17 protein-coding genes and 2 tRNA genes are annotated in these 22,318 nt (G+C 38.8%); 10 read left to right on the top strand and 9 right to left on the bottom strand.

The features are described 5' to 3' along the window. Positions 1 to 117: 117 nt before the first annotated feature. The 5 genes from L1283_RS11590 to L1283_RS11570 all read left to right on the top strand — a co-directional run bounded on the left by L1283_RS11590 (position 118) and on the right by L1283_RS11570 (position 6,847). Positions 118 to 1,602: a hybrid sensor histidine kinase/response regulator gene (locus L1283_RS11590; RefSeq protein WP_201668524.1), complete on the top strand. Its 1,485-nt coding sequence runs from the start codon at positions 118 to 120 to the stop codon at positions 1,600 to 1,602. Next, positions 1,592 to 5,194, top strand: a complete 3,603-nt coding sequence (locus tag L1283_RS11585) for a response regulator (protein WP_429626113.1) — start codon at positions 1,592 to 1,594, stop codon at positions 5,192 to 5,194. The genes L1283_RS11590 and L1283_RS11585 overlap by 11 nt, the downstream gene beginning before the upstream one ends. Before the next feature lie 13 nt (positions 5,195 to 5,207). Continuing rightward, positions 5,208 to 5,579, top strand: coding sequence for a response regulator (locus L1283_RS11580; RefSeq protein WP_145330232.1), 372 nt, complete (start codon positions 5,208 to 5,210; stop codon positions 5,577 to 5,579). Next, on the top strand, positions 5,580 to 6,410 hold the full coding sequence (locus tag L1283_RS11575; RefSeq protein WP_145330234.1) for a CheR family methyltransferase: 831 nt from the start codon (positions 5,580 to 5,582) through the stop codon (positions 6,408 to 6,410). Between the two features lie 71 nt (positions 6,411 to 6,481). After that, positions 6,482 to 6,847 (top strand): response regulator, encoded by a 366-nt coding sequence (locus tag L1283_RS11570; RefSeq protein ID WP_075992441.1) that lies wholly within the window; start codon positions 6,482 to 6,484, stop codon positions 6,845 to 6,847. Between the two features lie 152 nt (positions 6,848 to 6,999). On the opposite strand, the gene L1283_RS11565 is transcribed toward L1283_RS11570, so the two are convergent. Next, a complete protein-coding gene (locus L1283_RS11565; protein ID WP_145330236.1) occupies positions 7,000 to 7,749 on the bottom strand; it encodes an NUDIX hydrolase in 750 nt (249 codons plus the stop codon). 311 nt (positions 7,750 to 8,060) lie between these two features. On the opposite strand from L1283_RS11565, the gene L1283_RS11560 reads away from it, so the two are divergent. Further along, positions 8,061 to 10,373, top strand: a complete 2,313-nt coding sequence (locus tag L1283_RS11560) for a glycoside hydrolase family 3 N-terminal domain-containing protein (protein WP_429626112.1) — start codon at positions 8,061 to 8,063, stop codon at positions 10,371 to 10,373. 379 nt (positions 10,374 to 10,752) lie between these two features. On the opposite strand, the gene L1283_RS11555 is transcribed toward L1283_RS11560, so the two are convergent. Continuing rightward, a tRNA-Arg gene (locus tag L1283_RS11555) sits at positions 10,753 to 10,826 on the bottom strand. A gap of 185 nt (positions 10,827 to 11,011) precedes the next feature. On the opposite strand from L1283_RS11555, the gene L1283_RS11550 reads away from it, so the two are divergent. From L1283_RS11550 to L1283_RS11540, 3 genes are all read left to right on the top strand, one after another. Next, the gene (locus tag L1283_RS11550; RefSeq protein ID WP_075992444.1) at positions 11,012 to 11,530 is read left to right on the top strand and encodes a YceI family protein; all 519 of its coding nucleotides are present in this window, start codon (positions 11,012 to 11,014) and stop codon (positions 11,528 to 11,530) included. Positions 11,531 to 11,585: 55 nt separating this feature from the next. Continuing rightward, a tRNA-Ser gene (locus tag L1283_RS11545) sits at positions 11,586 to 11,673 on the top strand. Between the two features lie 231 nt (positions 11,674 to 11,904). Next, the gene (locus L1283_RS11540) at positions 11,905 to 13,284 is read left to right on the top strand and encodes a site-specific integrase (RefSeq protein ID WP_145329194.1); all 1,380 of its coding nucleotides are present in this window, start codon (positions 11,905 to 11,907) and stop codon (positions 13,282 to 13,284) included. A gap of 156 nt (positions 13,285 to 13,440) precedes the next feature. Here L1283_RS11540 and L1283_RS11535 read toward each other — a convergent pair whose 3' ends face one another. The 5 genes from L1283_RS11535 to L1283_RS11515 form a co-directional block, all read right to left on the bottom strand. Then, complete coding sequence (locus L1283_RS11535) at positions 13,441 to 13,665, bottom strand: hypothetical protein (protein ID WP_429626111.1); 225 nt, start codon at positions 13,663 to 13,665, stop codon at positions 13,441 to 13,443. A gap of 130 nt (positions 13,666 to 13,795) precedes the next feature. Further along, complete coding sequence (locus L1283_RS11530; protein WP_429626110.1) at positions 13,796 to 14,827, bottom strand: L-dopachrome tautomerase-related protein; 1,032 nt, start codon at positions 14,825 to 14,827, stop codon at positions 13,796 to 13,798. Positions 14,828 to 14,850: 23 nt separating this feature from the next. Beyond that, positions 14,851 to 15,369 (bottom strand): SRPBCC domain-containing protein, encoded by a 519-nt coding sequence (locus L1283_RS11525; protein WP_145329190.1) that lies wholly within the window; start codon positions 15,367 to 15,369, stop codon positions 14,851 to 14,853. Between the two features lie 53 nt (positions 15,370 to 15,422). Then, positions 15,423 to 16,439 carry a YncE family protein gene (locus L1283_RS11520; RefSeq protein WP_145329188.1) on the bottom strand — a complete coding sequence of 339 codons (1,017 nt, stop codon included), beginning with the start codon at positions 16,437 to 16,439 and terminating at the stop codon, positions 15,423 to 15,425. A gap of 26 nt (positions 16,440 to 16,465) precedes the next feature. Then, positions 16,466 to 17,086, bottom strand: a complete 621-nt coding sequence (locus L1283_RS11515) for an NAD(P)H-dependent oxidoreductase (protein WP_145329186.1) — start codon at positions 17,084 to 17,086, stop codon at positions 16,466 to 16,468. A 93-nt stretch (positions 17,087 to 17,179) separates the two neighbouring features. Here L1283_RS11515 and L1283_RS11510 point away from each other — a divergent pair, with 93 nt between their 5' ends. Beyond that, on the top strand, positions 17,180 to 18,112 hold the full coding sequence (locus L1283_RS11510) for a LysR family transcriptional regulator (protein WP_145329184.1): 933 nt from the start codon (positions 17,180 to 17,182) through the stop codon (positions 18,110 to 18,112). Positions 18,113 to 18,411: 299 nt separating this feature from the next. On the opposite strand, the gene L1283_RS11505 is transcribed toward L1283_RS11510, so the two are convergent. After that, positions 18,412 to 20,760, bottom strand: a complete 2,349-nt coding sequence (locus L1283_RS11505) for an NB-ARC domain-containing protein (RefSeq protein WP_312460038.1) — start codon at positions 20,758 to 20,760, stop codon at positions 18,412 to 18,414. Positions 20,761 to 21,113: 353 nt separating this feature from the next. Further along, on the bottom strand, positions 21,114 to 22,193 hold the full coding sequence (locus L1283_RS11500) for a hypothetical protein (protein ID WP_145329180.1): 1,080 nt from the start codon (positions 22,191 to 22,193) through the stop codon (positions 21,114 to 21,116). Between the last annotated feature and the right edge of the window lie 125 nt (positions 22,194 to 22,318).

Below are 22,318 nucleotides of genomic sequence, written 5' to 3'. Positions count from 1 at the left end.
TAAAGTTTTACTTATTTGTCGCGTTTTCAATTTAGCGCTGCGATTGCTTATTTATATTGGGGGTATTCAGTTAATTTTTTTAGATTTGTTAACCTTGATGCTAAGTTTTAATACACTATGATATTAATTGTCGATGATAATCCGGATAATATTTACTCTTTACAAAAATTGCTGGAATCCAAAAATTTTAAAGTTGATACCGCTCAATCTGGCGAAGAAGCATTAAAAAAGATCTTAAAATATAATTACGCACTCATTATATTAGATGTGCAGATGCCGGATATGGATGGCTTTGAAGTTGCTGAAAATATTGCCGGATTTAGCAAAACGAAGGAGACACCGATTATATTTTTGTCGGCAGTGAATACCGACAAGCGCTTTATCACAAAGGGATATGATTCGGGTGGATTGGATTATGTGACCAAACCGGTTGATCCAGATATTCTCCTGTTGAAGGTCAAGACATTTTATCGTTTATATGAGCAAACGCAGGCGCTGAAAGACGTTCAACAAACGTTGGAACTTGAGGTAGAACGGCGCAAGCAGGCACAGAAAGAGCTCCGGTCCAAAGTGGATTACCTGCATACTCTTTTAGAGTCCTTGCCTCAAATTGCATTCACCTGTGATAACAGGGGGAATATTGATTTTGTCAATGGTCGTTGGTTTCAGTTTTCGGACAATGCCACTATTTTTCCGCAAACCTATCCGGGAGATCGGTCTATTGCGGCCGAGCTCCATGCGAGTCTTCAGTCGGGCAAACCACTGGAGATGGAGGTTCGCTTGAAAAAGAGCATTTGTGGTGAATATTCGTACCAATTGTTGCGGGTATGGCCAATCTTAGAAAATAGTGAAAGCAACTGGGTAGGGACCTTTACCGATATTGACGCCCAGAAGCGGGCGGAAAAAGAGAAAGATGAATTTTTGAGTATCGCCAGTCACGAGTTGAAAACCCCTTTGACGAGCATTAAGGCCTATATGCAATTGCTGGACCGCAAGCTTAAGCTTGAGGAAGAGAGTGCTGAAGCAAAGTATGTGAACCGCGTTCAGGGGCAGGTTGATAAACTCAATAGTTTAATTAGTGATCTCCTCGATCTATCAAAGATCGATAACGGCAAGCTCTTGATCAATAAGAAGGTGTTTTCACTCGAGCATATGATCAAGAGCGCCATTGATTCGATTATTCAAACACACGATCAGAGCAATATGGTACTTTATCGCCAGGGAGATATTGGCGATTTGCTGATTTATGGCGATGAGATTCGTCTTGAGCAGGTTTTGGTTAATTTTCTAACAAATGCATATAAATATGCTGCGGGAACAGAGAAGGTCATCGTTGATTGCACCCTCGTTGAGGATGCTGTGAAAATCAGTGTGATTGATTTTGGCATAGGGATACCTGTGGAGAAGCAAGCCGATGTTTTTGAGAAATTTTACCGCGTGGAGGAAACGTCGTTTGATTTTCAGGGACTGGGCATAGGTTTATATATCTGTGCCGAAATTATCCGTAGTCACCAGGGTACGATCGCTGTAGAAAGTTCGGGTGAGCAAGGGGCCACCTTCTATTTTACTTTACCACTAAATTTACCTGTAGATGCCAAATAATAAGACAATCAATAATTTAACGATTGGCATAGGCTTTTCTTTAATTATTCTGCTAATCAGTTCTACAGCATCCTATCTAGGTATTCAAGAACAGAATAGACACCGTCAGGAACTTGCTGTTACACGCAAAATTATCAGTATGTCGAATAGCCTGCTTAGCTCATTGCAAGGAGCAGAGACGGGTAATAGAGGTTTTCTTCTGACAGGCAAGGAAAATTACCTGGAACCCTTTAATATGGCACTTAAAAGCCTTCCTGGAGAATTGCAGGAAGTAGAAGCGCTGACCAAGATGGATCCCGTACAAAAAGTTCGGGTTGACAGCCTATTGACTGCAGCGCAATGGCGTTTAGCTATTTTAAAGGAGTCTATTGATATTAAAAGAAAGGGAGGCGTTGTCAGTTTAGCACATTTGGATGAAAGTAAGATGGCTATGGATAAGTGTCGCGCGATTATTAAGGCTATTATTCATTATGAGGACGATAGTATTGACAAGAAGTCGGCTAATCTGGACAATTCTTCGTTTATTACAACCTTGTTTATTATCATCAGTGCGCTGCTTTCTCTTTTTATTACATCCTATTTTTATTTTAGATTACGTGCTGACTTCTTGAAACGTTCAGCCCTTGAAAAATCATTACGTGAGAAGGATGAAGGTATTTCTAGACGACTAAATTTGGTCCAAAAGATTACTAATCGTATAGCATTGGGGGATTATGATGTCAAGGCTGAGGAGATTGAAGATGACGATTTGGGCGCAATTGCCAAATCGGTCAATAGAATGTCCAAATCATTAAAGAAATCATTTGATCAGCTAACGGATAACGATTGGCTTCATGCAGGTTATGCTAAACTCTATACGGGATTGGTGGGAAATAAGAGTGAAGATATTATTGCTGCGGACTCCATTAAGAGTCTTGTCGGCTATACGGAATCAGTTAGTGGTGCAATCTATATTTTTAATGATGAGAAGCTGCAACTATCAGGTACATATGGCTTGGATATGCAGACTCAAAAGTATTTTCTGCCAGGAGAAGGTTATATCGGGCAAGTATTTTTGGATCGCGAGCCCAAGGCACTACATAATCTAAATGCTAAGGATTATGTAGTCAGTTTTGCCAATGGAAAGATCGGTGTGCAGCATATCCTTTTTTTACCAATGCTGGTTGATGGTCAGGTGCTGGGTGTATTGGAAATTGGCCAAATGGAGCCTTTTACAGTATTAGAGCATACATTTTTGACAGAATGTGCTCGACAGATTGGTGTCGCCCTTGTCTCAGCAAAGGGAAGGGCAAAGATTCAAGCCCTGTTGGAAGAGACTCAGGTACAGTCTGAAGAGTTGTTGACGCAGCATGCCGAGCTTGAAAGCCTGAATACGGAATTGGAGGCGCAGACATTGCGTTTGCAGTCATCAGAGGAAGAGCTCAAAGTGCAACACGAGGAACTGATGCAATCCAATCAGGAATTAGAGGAACGCTCGCGATTGCTTGAAGATAAAAATTTAATGATTGCCGAACGGAATCAGGAAATTCAACATAAAGCCGAAGAGTTGGCGTTGAGTACTAAATATAAATCCGAGTTTTTGGCTAATATGTCCCATGAACTCCGTACACCGCTCAATTCGATATTACTTCTATCACGTTTGCTATCGGAGAATGTAGAGAAAAACTTAAATTCAGATCAGATTGAATCGGCTAAAGTCATTCAAAGTTCAGGAACGAGTTTGTTAACGTTGATCGATGAAATTCTGGATCTTTCAAAAATTGAATCGGGCAAGATGACTTTGGATTATGCGTCGTTGGATCTGCATGATATTTTGTCGGATTTGAATAGTTTGTTTTTGCCGATTGTACAGGAAAAAGGTTTGCTGCTAAAGACGAATATCAGCGATAAGGTCAACCGGAGATTTCAGGGAGATCGGCTTCGCATCGATCAGGTACTCCGTAATTTGATTTCAAATGCGATTAAATTTACCAAAGAGGGCGAAATACGTCTGGAAATCTATGAAGATCCAAGCGATAGCGATCGATTGGTGTTCGCTGTAGTCGATTCGGGCATTGGTATACCACTTGAAAAGCAAAAGATTATTTTTGAAGCCTTTCAACAAGCTGATGGTTCAACAAGGCGGAAGTTTGGCGGTACTGGATTGGGGCTTTCCATTAGCCGCGAGATCGCGCGCTTACTCGGTGGAGAAATCCGGTTGGAAAGCGAAGTAGGCAAAGGCAGTACGTTTTTGTTCATTATACCGAAGTCTAATGTTGAAGTCAAAGAGATATTGACCAAGGAGCAGCAATTGGTTGAGGAGATATCTTCGGAAGTCGAAGAGGTCATTGAGATTGTTAAAGAAGATACCTATAATCCGGTCACGATTAGGATCCCAGAGGAGATTCCAGATGATCGGGATACAGTTGTAGAAGGGGATAAGGTGATTTTGATTGTGGAGGATGACATTAATTTTGCCAAGGCACTCTTGAAGTATACCCATACGCAAAACTATAAAGGTGTAGTTGTAGTTCGTGGTGACCATGCACTCCCAGCCGCCGAAAAATATCATCCCGTTGCTGTTTTGCTCGATATTCAATTGCCAATTATGGATGGATGGGCTGTCATGGATCAATTGAAGGGCAATAAGGCTACGCGGCATATTCCGGTTCATATTATGTCTTCGCTTGAGGTGAAGAAAGAAAGTTTATTAAAAGGAGCGATCGATTTCATTAATAAGCCTGTTGCGTTAGAACAAATGACTTCGGTATTCCAAAGAATTGAATCGGCGTTAAGCCGTTCGCCGAAGAAGGTGCTTATTGTTGAAGAAAACCCGAAGCATGCAAGTGCATTATCTTATTTCTTAAGTAGTTTTAATATATCACTTGAAGTAAAAGATAATGTAGAGGATAGCATTACAGCTTTACGTACAGCGGATGTGGACTGTGTGATTTTGGACATGGGAGTACCTGATGAAATGGGCTACCATACGTTGGAAGCAATCAAACAACATGAAGGACTGGAGAACTTGCCGATCATTATCTTTACAGGCAAGAATCTGTCCAAGGCTGAAGAGTTGAAGATTAAAAAATATGCAGACTCAGTTGTTGTAAAGACGGCTCATTCCTATCAACGGATTCTGGATGAGGTAGGCCTGTTTCTTCATTTGATTGAGGTTAATAATTCAGACGACGCTAGGAGGAAGAACAATGGGCTTGGAGCTCTGACTGACGTATTGAAGGGCAAGAAGGTTCTTGTCGCGGATGATGACGTTAGGAATATCTTCTCGATGACCAAAGCATTGGAGAAATTTCAAGTGAAGGTAATTCCCGCGATGGATGGTAAAGAAGCGTTAGAAGTATTGATGTCCGGAGAACCCATTGATATCGTATTGATGGATATGATGATGCCTGAGATGGATGGTTATGAGACGATTAAGAATATCAGGCAACATGCGGACTATGCTAGATTGCCAATTATCGCTGTTACGGCGAAGTCGATGATCGGGGATCGTGAAAAGTGTATTCAGGCAGGAGCTTCGGATTATATCTCGAAGCCGGTGGATATCGACCAACTCTTGTCTTTGTTGCGTGTGTGGTTATATGAAAATTGAGGACAACTGATATATGGATCAGCATAAGGTAATATTAATTGTGGACGACGATCAACGCAATATTTTTGCATTGCGTTTGACGTTGAAAGCTAAGGGATATCAGGTTTTGAGCAGCACAAGTGCGAGCGAGGCTATGGAGATCTTGGAGGGGAATAAAGGCGTGGCGTTGATATTGATGGATATGATGATGCCTGAAATTGATGGCTATGAGGCGATTCAGCTAATTCGCAATTCGAGTTTTACAGGCAAAATTCCGGTTATTGCCGTGACGGCTCAAGCGATGAGTGGAGACCGGGAGAAATGCTTGGAAGCTGGAGCCCAGTCGTATGTCTCGAAGCCGATTGATGTCGATAAATTGATGGGTGAAATTGAACGGTTAATCTAAATGTTGGGCTATAGTATCATAAAAGACCATGAAATAGATATTTTACTTGAAGATATCTATCGAGACTACGGGTATGATTTTTTGCAGTATAGCCGTGCCTCGATGAAGAGGCGGATTAATCGGCTTATGACGAATGACCGTTTGGCAAGCTTTGCTGAACTTCGCTTTGTATTAAAGGACAATCCTGCATTTTTGCAGCACTTTGTAGAAGAGATTACCGTTAACCTAACCGAAATGTTTCGGGATCCCGTATTCTTTCGTCAGCTACGGGAGGAAATTCTACCACAATTGGGCACATACCCGTTAATCCGTGTTTGGATTGCTGGTTGCTCCACAGGAGAGGAAGCTTACTCGATGTCCATTTTGCTAAAAGAGGCCAATTTGTACCACAAATCATTGATATATGCGACGGATATTAATCCACGGGTACTTGATATTGCCCGGAATGGTGTATATCCATTGAGCCAGATAAAATCTTTCTCTGAAAATTATATAGAATCTGGAGGAAAACAGGATTTTTCGAAATATTATACAGCAAATTATGAATGGGCGAAATTCAATGCCGACCTAAAGCAAAAAATGATTTTATCTACCCATAATCTGGTATCTGATACCTCATTTAATAGCTTTCAATTAATCCTTTGTCGCAATGTCTTGATCTATTTTAATAAGGACTTGCAGGAGCGTGTCTTTAAATTATTCGACGCGAGTCTAGAAAATTTAGGATATTTGGCATTAGGTAGTAAAGAAACCATACGATTTTCAGGTATTCAGCATAACTTTACACCTGTAGGGGATCAAAAAATTTGGAAAAAAATTTATACCTTATAGGAGTTTGCAGGCAGGCGTGAATCTTTTTGTGTCTGATGTAAAACAATGAGGGTATACATAAACTATTTTATATGAGTAAAGCAAAAACGGTATTGATATTTGAGGACGATACCATTATTTTGGAGGTTATAACAGTTGTTTTGACAGATTTGGGCTTTCACGTTGAAGTTTCGGAAACTTCACATGATATTATCCAAAAGGTGGAATCTGCAGAGCCTGACCTTATCTTAATGGATAATTGGATTCCAAACATAGGTGGTGTTGAAGCGACTAGATTGCTCAAATCAGATAAGCGTTTTAGCCATATTCCTGTAATTTACGTTTCGGCAAACAACGATATTCAATCCCTAGCAGATCGTGCCGGAGCGGATGATTTTTTATCTAAACCTTTTGATTTGGAAGATTTGGAAAATATTGTCAATAAATATATTGTATAGATCAATTGTAAAGGTTGGACTTCCGTACTGCGCATGTCAGTTTCTTGCGGGTTAGTTTAGCCGATGGTAGAATGTGTTGGCCTATGTCAGCGGTGACTAGGTTGTAGTCTATTATATAAATATAAATTTGGTATCAAAGTATTTTGATTGTACTACCAGGTATTTAAGCCTTCCTGTAAGATATTATTATAGGTTTCCACGTTGAACTTATAGAGGTCGGGAGCTTTATGGGCCCCGCCTTTCCGTTGCTCGTCAAGTTTTTGAAGGATGCCCATATTTTTCATTTTACGATAAAAATTGCCTCGATTAAGTTTTTTACCAAGTACTGTTTCATAGAGCCCTTGCAAGTCGGACAGTGTAAACTTGTCTGGTAGTAAATTGTATCCTATTGGTTTGTAAGAAAGCCGTTCGCGAAGAGTCCGAAGAGCCTTGCTGATGATTTTGCGGTGGTCCATGGTGATATTGAGTTCAGTGATGTCCTTAAAGTCGATCCACTGGCAGGTCTCACTTAAGGAATCAGGTTGAGGAACCACATGTTTGTAATTTACCAGCGCGTAGTAACCAATTGAAATAAAACGCTGTTTGTTCCACAATGTGTCTGGGTAATCCGCAAAGGATTGCTGGCTGCGCTGTGGGTTTCCAAATACAGCAAATTCTTCCAAGAAGATATCCTTTACACCCGAGCGTTCATAAAGTACGCGTTTGACCGCTTCGTCAGTATCTTCCTCTTTCCCTACATAGCCTCCAGGAAGAAACCACTCTTTATTGTAGTTCATTTTTAGCAAAAGGATTCTCAAAGAACCTTGGTCGAAGCCAAAGACGACGGTGTCTACAGAAATGTGAGGTAGAAATTTTTCATAACTCTCTGCCGATGCGTTAATAATCTGTGTTCTGAAATCCATGTACTTTCTGTCTTTGGGTTAATATTACAAAAAAATATCCCAATGGGAGGAAAGTTGGTTGATAAAGTCGAACAAATCCTTGTGTCAAAAATTACATTAGGGGCTCTCTTGTTAAATCAATATATTGATATCTAGCTGTTTGTGTTATTTTATTGATTTTATTTTGTATTTGAATAAAAAGGTTGTAAAATTGTATTGCTTCATAATGAAGCAATATAAGTAACTGATTATAACGTATCAAGCCAAATGTTTTTATTGCCAATAAGGCGAACGTTTTTACTACGAACTCATTTATTAAAATAACAGATTATATGAACGCAAGGAAACTACTATTCGCTTCATCTTTCAGTCTATTTTTAACGTTTTCGGCACAAGGCCAGGTTTATCAAAAGATTGAGAATAAATACGGTCCTGTCTTGGGTTATTCGACAACTTCAGGAGTGAAGATCCTAAGCATCGCTGGAAATAAATTTAAGGATCTCAATCGAAATGGGAAATTAGATCGTTATGAAGACTGGCGTTTGACACCAGAAGAGCGCGCCAAAGATCTCGCCTCAAAATTATCTGTTGATCAGATTGCTGGACTTATGTTATACAGCAGACACCAAGCTTTACCAGCACCCGCCTTTGGATTTATGGCAGGCACCTATCAAGGCAAAAACTATCAGGAAGGTATTGTTTCACCTTGGGCCCTGACCGATCAGCAGCGCGAATTTCTGGAGAAGGATGGGCTTAGGCATGTCCTATTAACAGCAGTAGAAGATCCGGAAACCGCTGCCCGCTGGAATAATGAGTTGCAGGGTTTTGTGGAAGGGTTGGGATGGGGTATTCCGGCGAATAATAGTTCCGATCCACGTCATAATGCTGTTGTCAGTGCAGAGTTCAATGCGGGGGCAGGGGGGCAAATTTCGATGTGGCCGGATGGACTTGCGATGGCGGCGACATTCGATCCAGCTATCGTCAAACGTTTTGGGCAAGTGGCGGCTTCAGAATATCGATCATTGGGCATCACGACGGCATTATCGCCACAGATAGATTTGGGTACCGAGCCGCGTTGGTACCGCATTGGTATGACTTTCGGAGAGAGCCCCGAGTTGACCACAGCCATGGCTAGAGCTTATATCGATGGCTTTCAGACGTCGAGTGGAAAAGACGAAATTGCCTTAGGCTGGGGGTATAAGAGTGTTAATGCTATGGTGAAACATTGGCCCAGTGGAGGGCCTGAGGAAGGTGGTCGGGACGGCCATTGGGCTATTGGAAAGTTTGCGGTATATCCAGGTGATAATCTGAAGCAACATATTATTCCATTTGTCAATGGAGCTTTTCAGTTGACAGGAAAGACGAGCAAAGCTGCCGCAGTTATGCCCTATTATACGATTTCTTTTGGTCAAGACGAGAAGAATGGTGAAAATGTGGGAAATGGTTATAGCAAATATTTGCTTACCGACTTGTTGCGCGGCACCTACGGTTATGATGGTGTGATCTGTTCGGACTGGTTGATTACGGGAGATGAAGCGCCTAAACCAGATGGATTTGCAGGTAAACCCTGGGGGGTAGAACAGCTGTCGGTGGCAGAGCGTCATTATAAAGCATTGATGGCAGGTGTAGATCAATTTGGAGGCAATAACGATAAGGCTCCTGTTTTGATAGCCTATGAACTGGGCGTGAAAGAGCACGGACAGAAATTTATGAGACAACGATTTGAGGCTTCCGCTAGAAGGCTTCTGTTAAATATTTTCCGGGTAGGACTCTTTGAAAATCCATATTTGGATGTCGAGGAAAGTCGCGCCACTGTCGGTAATCCGCTCCATATGAAGGAGGGCTACGACGCACAGGTAAAGTCCATTATTTTACTAAAGAATAGTGATCAGCAATTGCCTATTCTTGGACGGAAGAAAGTTTATGTTCCGAAGATGTATAGTGCAGCAATGAAAGATTGGTGGGGAAACTATACACAGGCACGATTGGAATACCCCCTCAACATTGATCTCTTGCGAAAATATGCCGATGTAACCGATAATCCCAATGAAGCTGACCTTGCAATCGTGTTTGTACGGAGCCCGATCAGTGCAGAAGGTGGGTATAGCGCAAGGGATCGCAGGAATGGTGGAAATGGCTATGTTCCCATTTCCTTGCAATATGGCACTTATACAGCCTCAAACGCAAGAGCGGAGAGTATTGCTGCAGGTGATCCAGTAATCGATCCATCGATTAAGAATAGATCTTATAAGAATAAAATGGTGACTGCTGTTAATGTGATGGATCTTCAGACGATATTGGATACGAAGGATATGATGAAAGATAAACCAGTTCTGGTTGCTGTAACTGCCAACAAGCCGATGGTATTTGCCGAGTTTGAAAAGGATGTATCTGGTATTGTCTTGAATTTTGGCGTATCGACACAGGCTGTATTGGATGTTATGTTTGGAAAGTATGAACCATCTGGTCTATTACCGGTTCAAATGCCAGCGAATATGGCTACAGTAGAGAAGCAAGCAGAGGATGTGCCCTTTGATATGGAGGTATATGTTGATCAAGCCGGACATGCTTACGATTTTGGTTATGGTTTGAACTGGTCGGGTGTAATTAAAGATGAGCGCATGCGCGAGTTTGTTAAGAAATAGGTTTAATCCATAAATACCATGTAAGTCACCATCATAGTTTCAGTTCATTTAGATGGTCCTGGGGTCAATCAGCGCCAGATAATTAGAAATTACTTTTGATAAGGTCGAAGCATTTGCTCGGCCTTATCTATTTTTATATATTTAAATTATTATTAACCTAAAATATAACCATATGAATGTTATTTTAATTGTCATACTCGCCTTCGTTGCTTTTCTTTTGTATGGTCAATTTAAAAATGAGAAAGGGTAAAAGCCCTAGCTTATTTTCATCTTCAAGCTCGACTGCCATATCGACGAAATTTTAATAAATCTTAACTTTTGAAACCATATAGTGTATAAAAAGAAAAGCCCCTTTGCTTTAAACAAAGGAGCTTTTAAGTACGCCAATCAGGATTCGAACCTGAGACCGTCGGTTTAGAAAACCGATGCTCTATCCAGCTGAGCTATTGGCGCGTCGCTTTCGGTAATGCAAAAGTAGACATTTGTGTTATATTTCCAAAATATCGCTAACTTTTTTTTGTGGTTTTTCAATAACTGATTGCTTTTCAACAAGATTATTTTATTGATCTAGGTCAAACAAAATGAATAAAACTGCTGTTACCTTTGTGTTGTTAAACAAATAGAAAAAACATAAAATTATGGCACAAGGAAAATGGGAACTAGACGCTGCACATAGCGAGATAGAATTCAAAGTTAAACACATGATGATTACGAACGTTAAAGGAAACTTTGACGGTTTTAAAATAGATGTTGATGCCGATGGCGAAGATTTTAAAAATGCCCTAGCGAAAGTTGTTATTGACACTGCGTCCATCAATACGCGTAATGAACAACGGGATGGACATCTAAAAAGTCCAGACTTTTTTGATGTGGAAAAATATCCCACCATTACTTTTGAGGCAACGAGTTTAGAAAATGAACAAATTAAGGGAAATTTGACTATTCGTGATGTCACTAGACCGGTCGTTTTTGATTTAGAATTTGCAGGTATCCAAAAAGACCCTTGGGGAAATACCAAAGCTGGTTTTATTGTAGAGGGCAAAATCAAACGTTCAGAATTTGGCCTTAATTGGAATGCTGCATTGGAAACAGGAGGGGTAATGGTGAGCGACGATGTAAAATTTAGTGCTGATATTCAGTTTATAAAAGCTCAATAAGCATAATATATAAAATAAAATTTGGTAGGAGAGTGAAAATTCGTACTTTTGTCGCGGAGAGTTGGCAGAGTGGTCGAATGCGGCGGTCTTGAAAACCGTTAACTGTCACAGGTTCGGGGGTTCGAATCCCTCACTCTCCGCCAGGTGCAATTTCAAAATTTTTAAAAAGCACTAAAAAATAGATAAATCCTGCAAAATCAATTATTTGCAGGATTTTTTTGTTTATGGGAATTGCTGAAATTTTCAAAAACACTCATAATTTTTGTGGCACATTCGTGGCACATTGAGTTTCTGCAAAAATGTGCCACAAAATGCCACATTGACAACTGGAAAAATCTTTGGTTCGACATTTATAACCCTTAAAAAGTTTAATTATGTTAGAACAAAGTTATGGGCTAACCTTCTTTCTAAAGAGCCCAAGAGAAAAAAGCCGAGCTATCCGCCTTGTCTATGTTCGAATTACGGTGGATGGAATTACAAAAGAATGTTCCACAAAACGCCAGTGGGATGTTACAAGATGGAACCAAAAGGAAGAAAAAGCTATAGGTACCAAGGAGGATGCTAAAGAACTCAATTTCTTTTTAGATTCATTTAGAACCAAGATTAACAGCTATCGGACAGAACTGCTGAATAATGATAAGCTTATTACGGCTGTTGATCTTATCGATTTTGTGAATGGTAAGTACAAACGTCATAACTCCGTATTAGAAGAATTTCTGGAACATAATGATGAGATAGCTGCTTTAGTTAAAACTGGAGAGTATTCTGATGGAACACGTGAAAGATATGTTACTGCCCGTTCTCATGTAGCAGAATTTATCCAATATAAATACGGGCGGGAAGATCTTTCTTTCTCTGCATTGAACTATGAATTTGTAAAAAATTATGAATTATACTTAAAAACTATCAGAAAGTGTTCGAACAATACTTCATTGAAATATATCAGTAATTTCAAAAAGATAGTACTCCGGGCAGTTGCAAAAGAAATTATCCCTAAAGATCCATTTAAGCTATTTACAAGTAGGAAAACTAAGGTGAAAAAGAAACCTTTGACTAAAGCTGAGTTACAGCGCATTGAAGATAAAGTATTCTTATCTAATAGATTGAGTGTAGTTAGAGATATTTTCGTTTTTCAATGCTATACAGGTTTATCATATATTGATGCTTTTCAATTAAAATGGAATGACATCAAAGAAGGTGATGATGGCAGTATGTGGATTATGTCCAGTAGACAAAAATCAAAATCTGGGACTGATATCCCATTATTGCCAAAAGCTCTTGAGATAATTGCTAAATACAGTAATGATTCTGAATGTATTAAAAGAGGAGCGGTTCTACCAGGCCGTTCTAATCAGAAAATGAATGAATATCTAAAAGAGATTGCTGAGCTGTGTGGTGTTTCTGAAACTTTAAACACCCATAAGGCTCGCCGTACTTTTGCTAGCACAATTACTTTGAATAATGGGGTATCAATTCATGTAGTTAAAGAAATGCTTGGACATTATTCTGTAAAACAGACAGAAGAGTATGCCATAACTGAACAGGAATCGATTGGTAGAGAGATGAAAAATTTGGAATTAGTATTAAGCAATAAAAAAGATAAATCATCGAACAATATTGAAACATTTCTTCTAGATCTTCGTAAAGAAATTGAATCATTGAAATCGTTAGAACAGAATAAAAGTAACGATACATTAATTAATAGATCAAACGCTTTAGAGTTAATACTTAAAATGGCTAGTACTTTTCTTTAAATAGAGGCAAAAAATTTTAAAGAGGAAATTAATATTCCCCTTTTATATGATCGATTTGTTAAGGTGATACATATCAATCTGACTATCTTTCTCATAAGAATAACTCGATCAATAATTAAAATACTTAGACGATGTATGATAAAATATATTCTCAGATTAATTACCTTTTGTGGGATTATTTTCCTTTGTAGCAAACCAGCAAAGAACTGATCCAAGACACACCATTATGGAGCCTTGCCAAAATGATAATCCTAAAGTTGTCGCTAGCATAAAGGAATATAATACAGAAGACAATACCGGAGTGAAATAGGATGCACCAGCCAAAAGAGTAGGATTCCCTTTTAGAATTCCGATATTCCAGGCTGCGTAACCAAAACCCATAGCCGCTGATGCTAAAAATAAAAAAAGTAAAAAATGTTATTTAATAAAAAAAGACTGTACACTAATACAGTCTTTTTTACCTTCAAGTCCTAATAATAGCTATTTTTAGATGTTTTGTCTTGCTGATTTATTATTCTGGCAATTTTATCTTAAAAACAGGATAGGAGAGATCCTCAGCACCTGATCCTACCCTATGAATATTTGAATTCGTAAAATATAAGTAGGATCCATAAATACTGAAGGTATCAGCCCATCCTACGGACTCATTCTTGACCAAAGTCTTTAGCTCTCCCTTAGGACTGATAAACACAATGGCATGTTTTTCCAGATCAGCCATGTATAAATTACCCCTTTTATCCAGTATCATACCGTCAGGAGAGGGAGTTAAGGCCTCTTTTTTGACTGAACTTTCAATCTCCTGCTCAGAGCCTTCACGTAATGTCTTCGCGCTGACACTATAAAGTGTTTTCCCAGTTAGCGCATGATAGAATAGTTTGTCCCGTGTTTCATCAAAGACAATCCCATCGGAATGGACAGGCTTGCTGCCCCATTTTTTTCCATCTATCATCAAATGATCAGTTTCAGCAGATGTTGAATAATGCTGATCCAGAACACGCCTGCTTTTTCTATTTTTTTTATCAAATATAATTAGCCCAGGTTCATTGGAATCAGTCATATAAATAAATCCATTCTTATCGTCGATTCGTAGGTCATTTGTGTAAGAGTTAGCTTTGAAGGAGCCATCGGATAGCTTAAGCACATCGATTAGGCTGTTTGTCTTGAGATCAAAAACGAAAATACGGGGATTGTCCACAACACCTTTCCATAACGGATTCCTGGTATCAAGGACATAGAGCTTATTGTTTTTTGCAACTACGGACTGTACGGCAACGAAAAGGGAATCACTGATTGCACTGCCCGGCTTCCAGCTGTTCCATTTGGTATCTGGATAAGGTACAGACACTTTGTTTTCGCTAATTTCCATTACCGAGTATTTCACCGATTCCCGCCAGCGAGGAAAATTGACAAAAATCCGTCCGTCTTCATTTACGCTGATTCCTGTTACCTGCTGTCCTTTGTAGTCTGTGACCTTCTCTAAGTGCTGGGCATTTACACTCAGTCCTATCATGAACATGATAGGGAGCATTAGTCTAGTTATCATTGTGATCCTGTTTTGAGTTAAAGTTATATTTCAAGTTTAGTCTGCGCAGCCTTTATTAAACCTTCCAGCCAGTCCTGATGTCCATTGATCATTGGATTGGGTTTTTGCGCAGCCAGTTCTCTGGCAGGTTTTCCGATCTGTGATTCCTGGGTCAGGATGCGAACTCTGTCGCCGTCAAGATCTTCGATCAGCCATGCATGGATAACGTCCAGTCTTGTTTCCTCATCGCCTTCGGCCCATCCATGCCATGAAATTCTGGCCGGTCTGCCATCTGCAGGTGGGACAAATTCAGTTATTTCAGCTTCTATCGGAAAGCCGAATGTTTTAAAGCGGAAACGCGAATCTGCGGTGAACTCGGGTCCGCCATTATTTTCAAATTCAATATCGGATGAATTCGCATAGTATTTCGGCCAGGCAAAAGGATTGTTTAAATAACGCCAGACTTCTTCTGTGGTCAAACCTTTTACAATTACTTCATTTGAACAATAATTATCTGTTAGACCCGGTAAATATCCCTCAGGCCAGTTTATTGAATTTTGCATATTTTATAATTTTAATTGTTAATAGCCTCCTTTAAAGCTTGATTTTAAATTTATTAAGGGGTAATAACAGAAGTTATACCATCAGGTCGCTCCATAGGTAAACGCTTGATTTCCTTTTGTGTCAACAGGTCAATCACCGCAACATAATTGTTTGGGGTACAGGAAATAAAGATCCTATTGTTACTGTCCATATAGATTCCGGCGCCCTGTCCAACCTGCATTCTTTTTTCTAATTTTAAAGTCTTTCTGTTGTAGAAGAGCAGGTCACCAGTTTTTACACTTACGATACACACTGTTTTACCATCCTGGGTGATCTTTAGACGGTGGAGTCCCTTAACCTGTGTATTGATTTTATGTTTAACCTGTTTTTTTTCGAGGTCAACTATCACAATGGTTCCATCCGGTCTTGCTGTCCATAGTTCTTTTTCATCCGGGGAAACATCGAAGCCCTCAGCTCCAAGACCAACATCCACCAAGGTCTGCCGCCAGTCATTTCTAGGCTTTGCATTAGCAGGAAGTATACCTGTTGGCGGCATATATGGCGGAATTTCCTTATTCTCATAGATACTAAGTGTGCCGCTTTCAACATTTGTGGTGTAAAAGGTCTTTCCGTTTTTTGTCAGGTATATCAGGTGGGTAAAATCCTGTCCCGTTCCCAAAGCTTTAACAGCTCTGTTCTGTTTGAGGTCATAGACGACTACATTTTTGGATCCCTGGGCAGTATACCAAAGTGAATCATTCCTGAAAGCCAGTCCATGCGGTATGCTAAAGGGGCTTGTATTGATCGTTCGCTCAGGTTCAAGTGTTTGAAGATTGATCACGTTGATTTCATGTCCGCCCGCATTCATAAGTGGAACTGAGATATATGCTCTGGTACCATCGCTATTGGTTACAATTTCGTGCGGATCATCGCCCACAGGAATTTTTTTGATAACCTCCAGGGTGGTATAGTCCATGACCACAAGTTTCTTTTCTCCCTTTGACAGAGACAGTATATACTGGTGCTGCGCAAAGATTGCTGTATTGGAAAAACAAAAAGCCACCAGCAGTAAATTTTTTATATTGATCATATTTTTTCTTTGGTCATATTTTCTATTTATAAAATCACGCCATCATTTTTGAAAAGAGACTTCAAATGCAGCAGGTATTCCTGTTTAAATGTTTCGACCAATTCCGCTGAGCCATTCTTTTCCACATCGTGGAAGTGTATGCTGGGTAGCTGCTGAAGTCCACAGAATGCGTTCATCCTGTGAAAAGGAAACAGAACACCATCATCGACGCTTCTGCCTTGAAAGAATTCCTCGGGAATGGTAAATGCATCCTCCGGGGCATTCCATGTGGTCGTCACCATATACCGTTTGTCACCAAGCAGCCCGCCGGTTCCATAATTACGGGTGGGATTGTCGGCTTTTCTTCCATCACTATAATACATTCCTTTTCGATGTCCCGCAGTAAAAACCTTATCAATATATTCTTTTAAAGTAAATGGGATATACATCCACCAGATGGGAAAATGATAGATAATAGTGTCTGCCCAAAGAAACTTTTCTATTTCTTCTTCGATGTCATAGTCTCCTTCTCCGGTTTCGGTGATTCTAAGCTCAAAGCCATTTTTGGCAGTAAAGAACGATCTGTCCCAAGAAGTGATCGTTTCATTTAGCTTACCACCGGAATGGGCAAATTTCATTCCTGCGTTTATTACCAGTATCTTTTGCATTACAATATGTTAAAAATCTATATGCAAAATTATGGACAGTTTTTATTAAATAAAAATAATAGTATTTTTACATAACTATAAAAATATTTATACATGAATGCTAATTTGGAATGGTTCAGGACTTTTAAGGCTATTTATGAATCGGGAACGCTGAGCGGTGCAGCAAAGCAGTTGTTTGTATCACAGCCCGGAGTTGGGATACATCTCAATTCTCTGGAAACTTATACGGGTTATCCTTTATTTGAAAGAAAAGCCCGAAAGATGGTCCCCACGGAAAGAGGGCATTTATTATATCAGCAGATGCAGCATTCTTTAAATGTTCTTGAAGAAATCCAAGGGCGGTTCAGACGTAAAGCCGGATCTGACCGACCTACGGTAAGTGTCGGGATGTGTGTTGAAACTTTTCAGCAGGCGCTTGAACAGCATATTCCTTATATTGACTTTAACCTGATCATGCAGTTCGGGGAGAACGAGAAGCTGACTGAACTGCTTGAAAATGGCGGGGCAGATCTTATCCTGACCACAAAACCAAAGGAGGATAATATTTTAGAGTTTGAAGCCTTTACCACCGAAACCCTGATGGTTGTCTGCGGAAAAAATACCGATCTTTCAGGCTGGGAAACGATCGATCCGAATGACAGTGAATCGTTGAAAAACTGGTTCCAGCAGCAGATATGGTATAACACAGCATCCGACATGAAACTTCTGAATCAGTTCTGGCAGGAAAATTTTGGGATCATGCCGGAATTTGTACCTAATTATATTGTTCCTAATAAATTTTCGATCATCCGTTGTCTGTCCGTAGGGCAGGGTCTAGCTGTACTGCCTGATTTTATCTGCAGGGAGGCCTTTGCCAAAAGCGAGGTCAAGGTTTTGTGGCGAGGGTACAATGATGTCCAAAATACCATGTATTTTGGACAGAGGAAGAACAGTCTCTATAGCGATCAGATTAGATTTTTGAAAGAAAAATTGAATGCTGAATATGCGGATATGCAGGAGCCTATTTTATCTTCTTATACAGTCTAATTGATAAAATAATTTTAGAATCTGGTGGTAAACTATAACAATATACCTTGATAAAATGTTAATTAAATGAGCAATCTTATACAAACAGATTCTGACTATGTGTTCTTTGTCCTACTTAACAATATTTATTGTAAAACGTCCTTTGCCTAAATAGAAATATTCATTGAGGCAAAGGACATTTATATTGGCTACTCTTCAAGGTATGAAGTGTAGTTTTACTTATAGTAGCTAGTTGTCGATCTGTAAATTATTATAGGCAATATTATTTTTGTCTTAAAAAACACTTTTGGATATGTCCATTAATTCTGGTTCTGCTGTTTTAATAATTCTAGTTTATTGATATAAACTTTAGAGACTTCTGGAACAGTACTGATTTTGTATAAATTGATCAAAAATTCATACATTTTTACGGAGTATGTATTCCTTATTTCTTGTTCTTCCATAATTTCAACACATTGGAGCTGATGGGATAGGGCTTCTTCCAGATTGTTTTTAAAGATTGAATTCTCAGCTAGTTTATTGTAGTAGTTCGATAGCAAGAAATGGTTTCTTTTTTCTGCCGGAATTGAATTATGGTATTTTATTGCCTCTTTGATAAATGCATCAGATTCATCAAAGTTTTTAGTTTTACGATGTATCTGTGATAATATGGTATAGCCCACTCCGATTTGTGCATCGTTGTAGAAATAATTTTGTTTTCGGAGTGTTGCTACTTTATGAAGGCATTTTACGACATTTATCGGATCATCTTTTAATAGATATGCTTGAGCAAGGTTATGTAGGGAAGTGATATACATTAAGAGATCTCCATCTTTAAAATTCCCTATATTCTGCAGGTATAGCTGATTAGCTTTTCTTTGATACTTAATTATTGTGTCCAAAGAATTTTCAACATTCAGAGTAGAGGCGAGATTATTGTACATCGCAGCCAGACAACGAGCATCCTTTCCTAAGTATTTTTCCGTTCTATTTATCAAATCTTCCCAAAGTTTATCAATATTTTCACGAATAAAGAAAAAGGATGAAAGATGTAAATATTCATTTTCCAATAGAAGGAGTGGCTGATAAATATTTGTGCGAAATTCTTCTTTAATGTTCCTCAGAATTGATTCAGCATATTTTAAGTATTTAAAAGATTCCTTGGGATTGTTATAGCCTTCCGCTAACCTATGGGAGAGCCAGGTTATATAGTAGATAAACCCTACAAATGGACTATTTTCATTTCTTAGTCGGTATAAAATTGTTTCCTGTAAAATTTTGTGGATCCGAATACTTTTTTTATTGTTTTCATATTGCAGTAATCCTTTTTTCTCAAGCGCATTGATCGAATTTAGGTAGCTAAGTTTATTCCCGTCATAGAATTCACGACCACATATTAATATTAAATCTTCGATAACGATATCAGAAGGCGGAAGCAGGGCCAGATATTGTAAAAAGTACTTTTCTTTATTCTCTAAATTTTCAATGGAAAAGCTTTGTAGGATAAAGTCAAAGATTGCAACGACTCTATTTTCTTCATCATTAAGGTCAATATCTATTTTAAGCAGATTGCTATTGAGATTTTGTGTCTTTAATGCATCATATATGAATTCTAGTGTTAGATCATAAGAATTCTCGATTGTTTTGGAAACGAGTTCAATAGTGAGAGTATTATATTCAATAAATTCCAAAAATTCCCTAAATAAGGTTTCATCAAACTCTTTTGAACAGTGTAATTTAAAAAGATTATACGCACTCTCATAATTTAGATTTGGAAGTAAATAAGGATTTAGGTTTTTTAAATTAGAACGTGTAAGGACGATTTTTTTCCAGTTTCGTAAGCTCAGGATTCTGTTGATTTCAGAAAATTTCTGATCATGGTTCTTTTGGATATCCAGGATAATAAGATTATTTTCTCCGGTTTTATCGAGTTCATTTAAGATCATATTAAATTGCTCAATGACCGTGGTTTCTTTAGACAAGTTAATGTGCAGGTTTTTCTGCAGGGGAGTATTCAGAACAATTGATTCACTCACGGAATTCTCCACATTTAACCATATTACATTATTGTAGTGATCCCGATATTGAGCAAGAAATTTTTTGGCAAATGTTGTTTTTCCCACGCCACCAAAATTGTGAATGGAAATAAACTTTTTATCGGCGATTAGGTCAAACACTTCTTTAATTTCATTTTGCCATCCGAAGACATTATCCACATTGATTAAGTATGGAACCAAGGAAAGATCAGTACTTTCTAAGATGCGTGGTTTTAAATTTTTTAAGGCTGCTTCATGATTTTCTTGCACTAATTCTACGTTTTTAATACGATCCTTTATTTCTTCTAATTCAATACCAATTAATCGTATAAATTTGGGATCTATTCTTTCTTGAATTTCGGCATCTGTTAAATCTAAAAGCTTCTGAAGATCAGTTTTATCCACTGATCGTAACGATGCGTCAGTTTCTTGGGAACACCGATTTATTTCAGATAAAAGAACTCTAAAAATAATTTCAACGGATCTATTGCCAAATACTTTATCGGTTAATAGAACAAGTATCTCTTGTCGCAATGCGTATATAGCCTCTTCGGTCGTTAATTCGCCAAATTCCCAATGAACACATCTGCAAAATCCAACTAAAAGGGCATCGTCCGATATCAATTCGCACATTGCCTTATAACTTTCGTTAATTTCCTTTTTTTTGGTTAAGGTGATATTTATACGGTTTAACTTTGCCTGTCGAATTTTGTTGGATTCACTTTTTAATATTTCCCTGTTAATCACAGGCGCTCCAATATCCACTTATTAAACTAAGACAAGACAACTTATTGCAATACAAACCGAAATTAGAAAATTTGCCATTATTCACAATCTCAGAAAAAACGTTTTTTGTAATATGGATACTTCTTGCCTGCATAGTATTTAATTTCATCTGCGATTACACAACAGGTCGCATTTCGATCTTTGACTAGCATTAAAAATAATGTAGCCTCTTATTCCCTCATTTGGAAACCTTTGTCCAATTATCTTTCAACAACAAAGAGACTAGTGGGTGTATAATGGGAATCTGGTCCAGTACTGAAATACTCCTTTCCGTTTTTCCATATCCATAGTGTTCTACTTGTTCCATTTTTTCTCCATCCTGCTGCAAATACATTTCCTTTTAGTACTTTCATGTCTGAAAGTTCAGCATCTATCGAAGGATCGGAGTTGATGTTCCAGTTTAGTGATACCGTATTCTTCCATACTGTTGGCTGGTTATCCAGGGTTCCGCCTATTAGGAGATTGCTTCCTTCTGTTGTTATTGCCTGACCATAATTTACTGGCGCTGGTTTTGATGGTAGTATGGACTGTTTCCCGTTTTTCCAGTACTGGACAGTCTGTCCAATGCCTCCAAAACCAGAACCGACAACATATATGTCACTTCCGAGAACGGTGATCTGGTTAGGGACGATATTTTCAGTATTCTTATTTTCCAACACAGTTGGCGTTCCATTTTTCCAGTATTTACCCTGAGTTCCTATTTCGTCATTTATTTCATACCCGGTCAGGTAGATGTCATTGCCATGGACATATATATCATATAGTCTGGCCGTGTTGGTCCCGTCCGTCACATTAATGACCTTTCCATTTTTCCAAACGCAAGCTATCCAATTTTCTCCGGCTTTTTGATGTCTACCAGCGACATAGATATCATTTCCGGAAACGAATACTGCCCTAGCTTCCGACCTTATCGAAGCGGCGGGCATTTCCAAATTTTGGATTATACCATTTTTCCATAGCACAGCAGTCTTGGGGTGATATTGCCAGGTTAAATCGGAATTGATAAACCCTACCACGTACACATTCGCATCCGAAACAAAAATATCGTTAGCAGTAGCAGATACGTTACCGCTGTATGCAAGCATAATCTCTTTTTCCCCATTAAGATAGAATGGTCTGTTTACCCCATTCACCTTTTTTATTCCTGTCACATAGACATCGGCCTCGATCGGCTCAGGTTGACTATCCTCGATCGGATCATCATCCTTCCCGCATGCCATCAATAAAATAAAACTAAAGCTGGCCAATATAAGTTTCAGGAAAAATCTCAATTCTCTCATAGTTAATTACTTCATATTACTCAAAAAAATGATCGGCTGTCGTTCCAGCCTGAGGGTAAAGGTAGATAAACTTTATGCTGTTCTCCTATCTACAAATTATCTACAAATTCACCATATTGCTTGAG

It is taken from the genome of Sphingobacterium sp. HSC-15S19 (assembly GCF_050433745.1).
Lineage (GTDB): Bacteria > Bacteroidota > Bacteroidia > Sphingobacteriales > Sphingobacteriaceae > Sphingobacterium > Sphingobacterium siyangense.
Note: the sequence above shows the minus strand (reverse complement) of the source record. Positions and strands in the feature narration are given on the sequence as shown.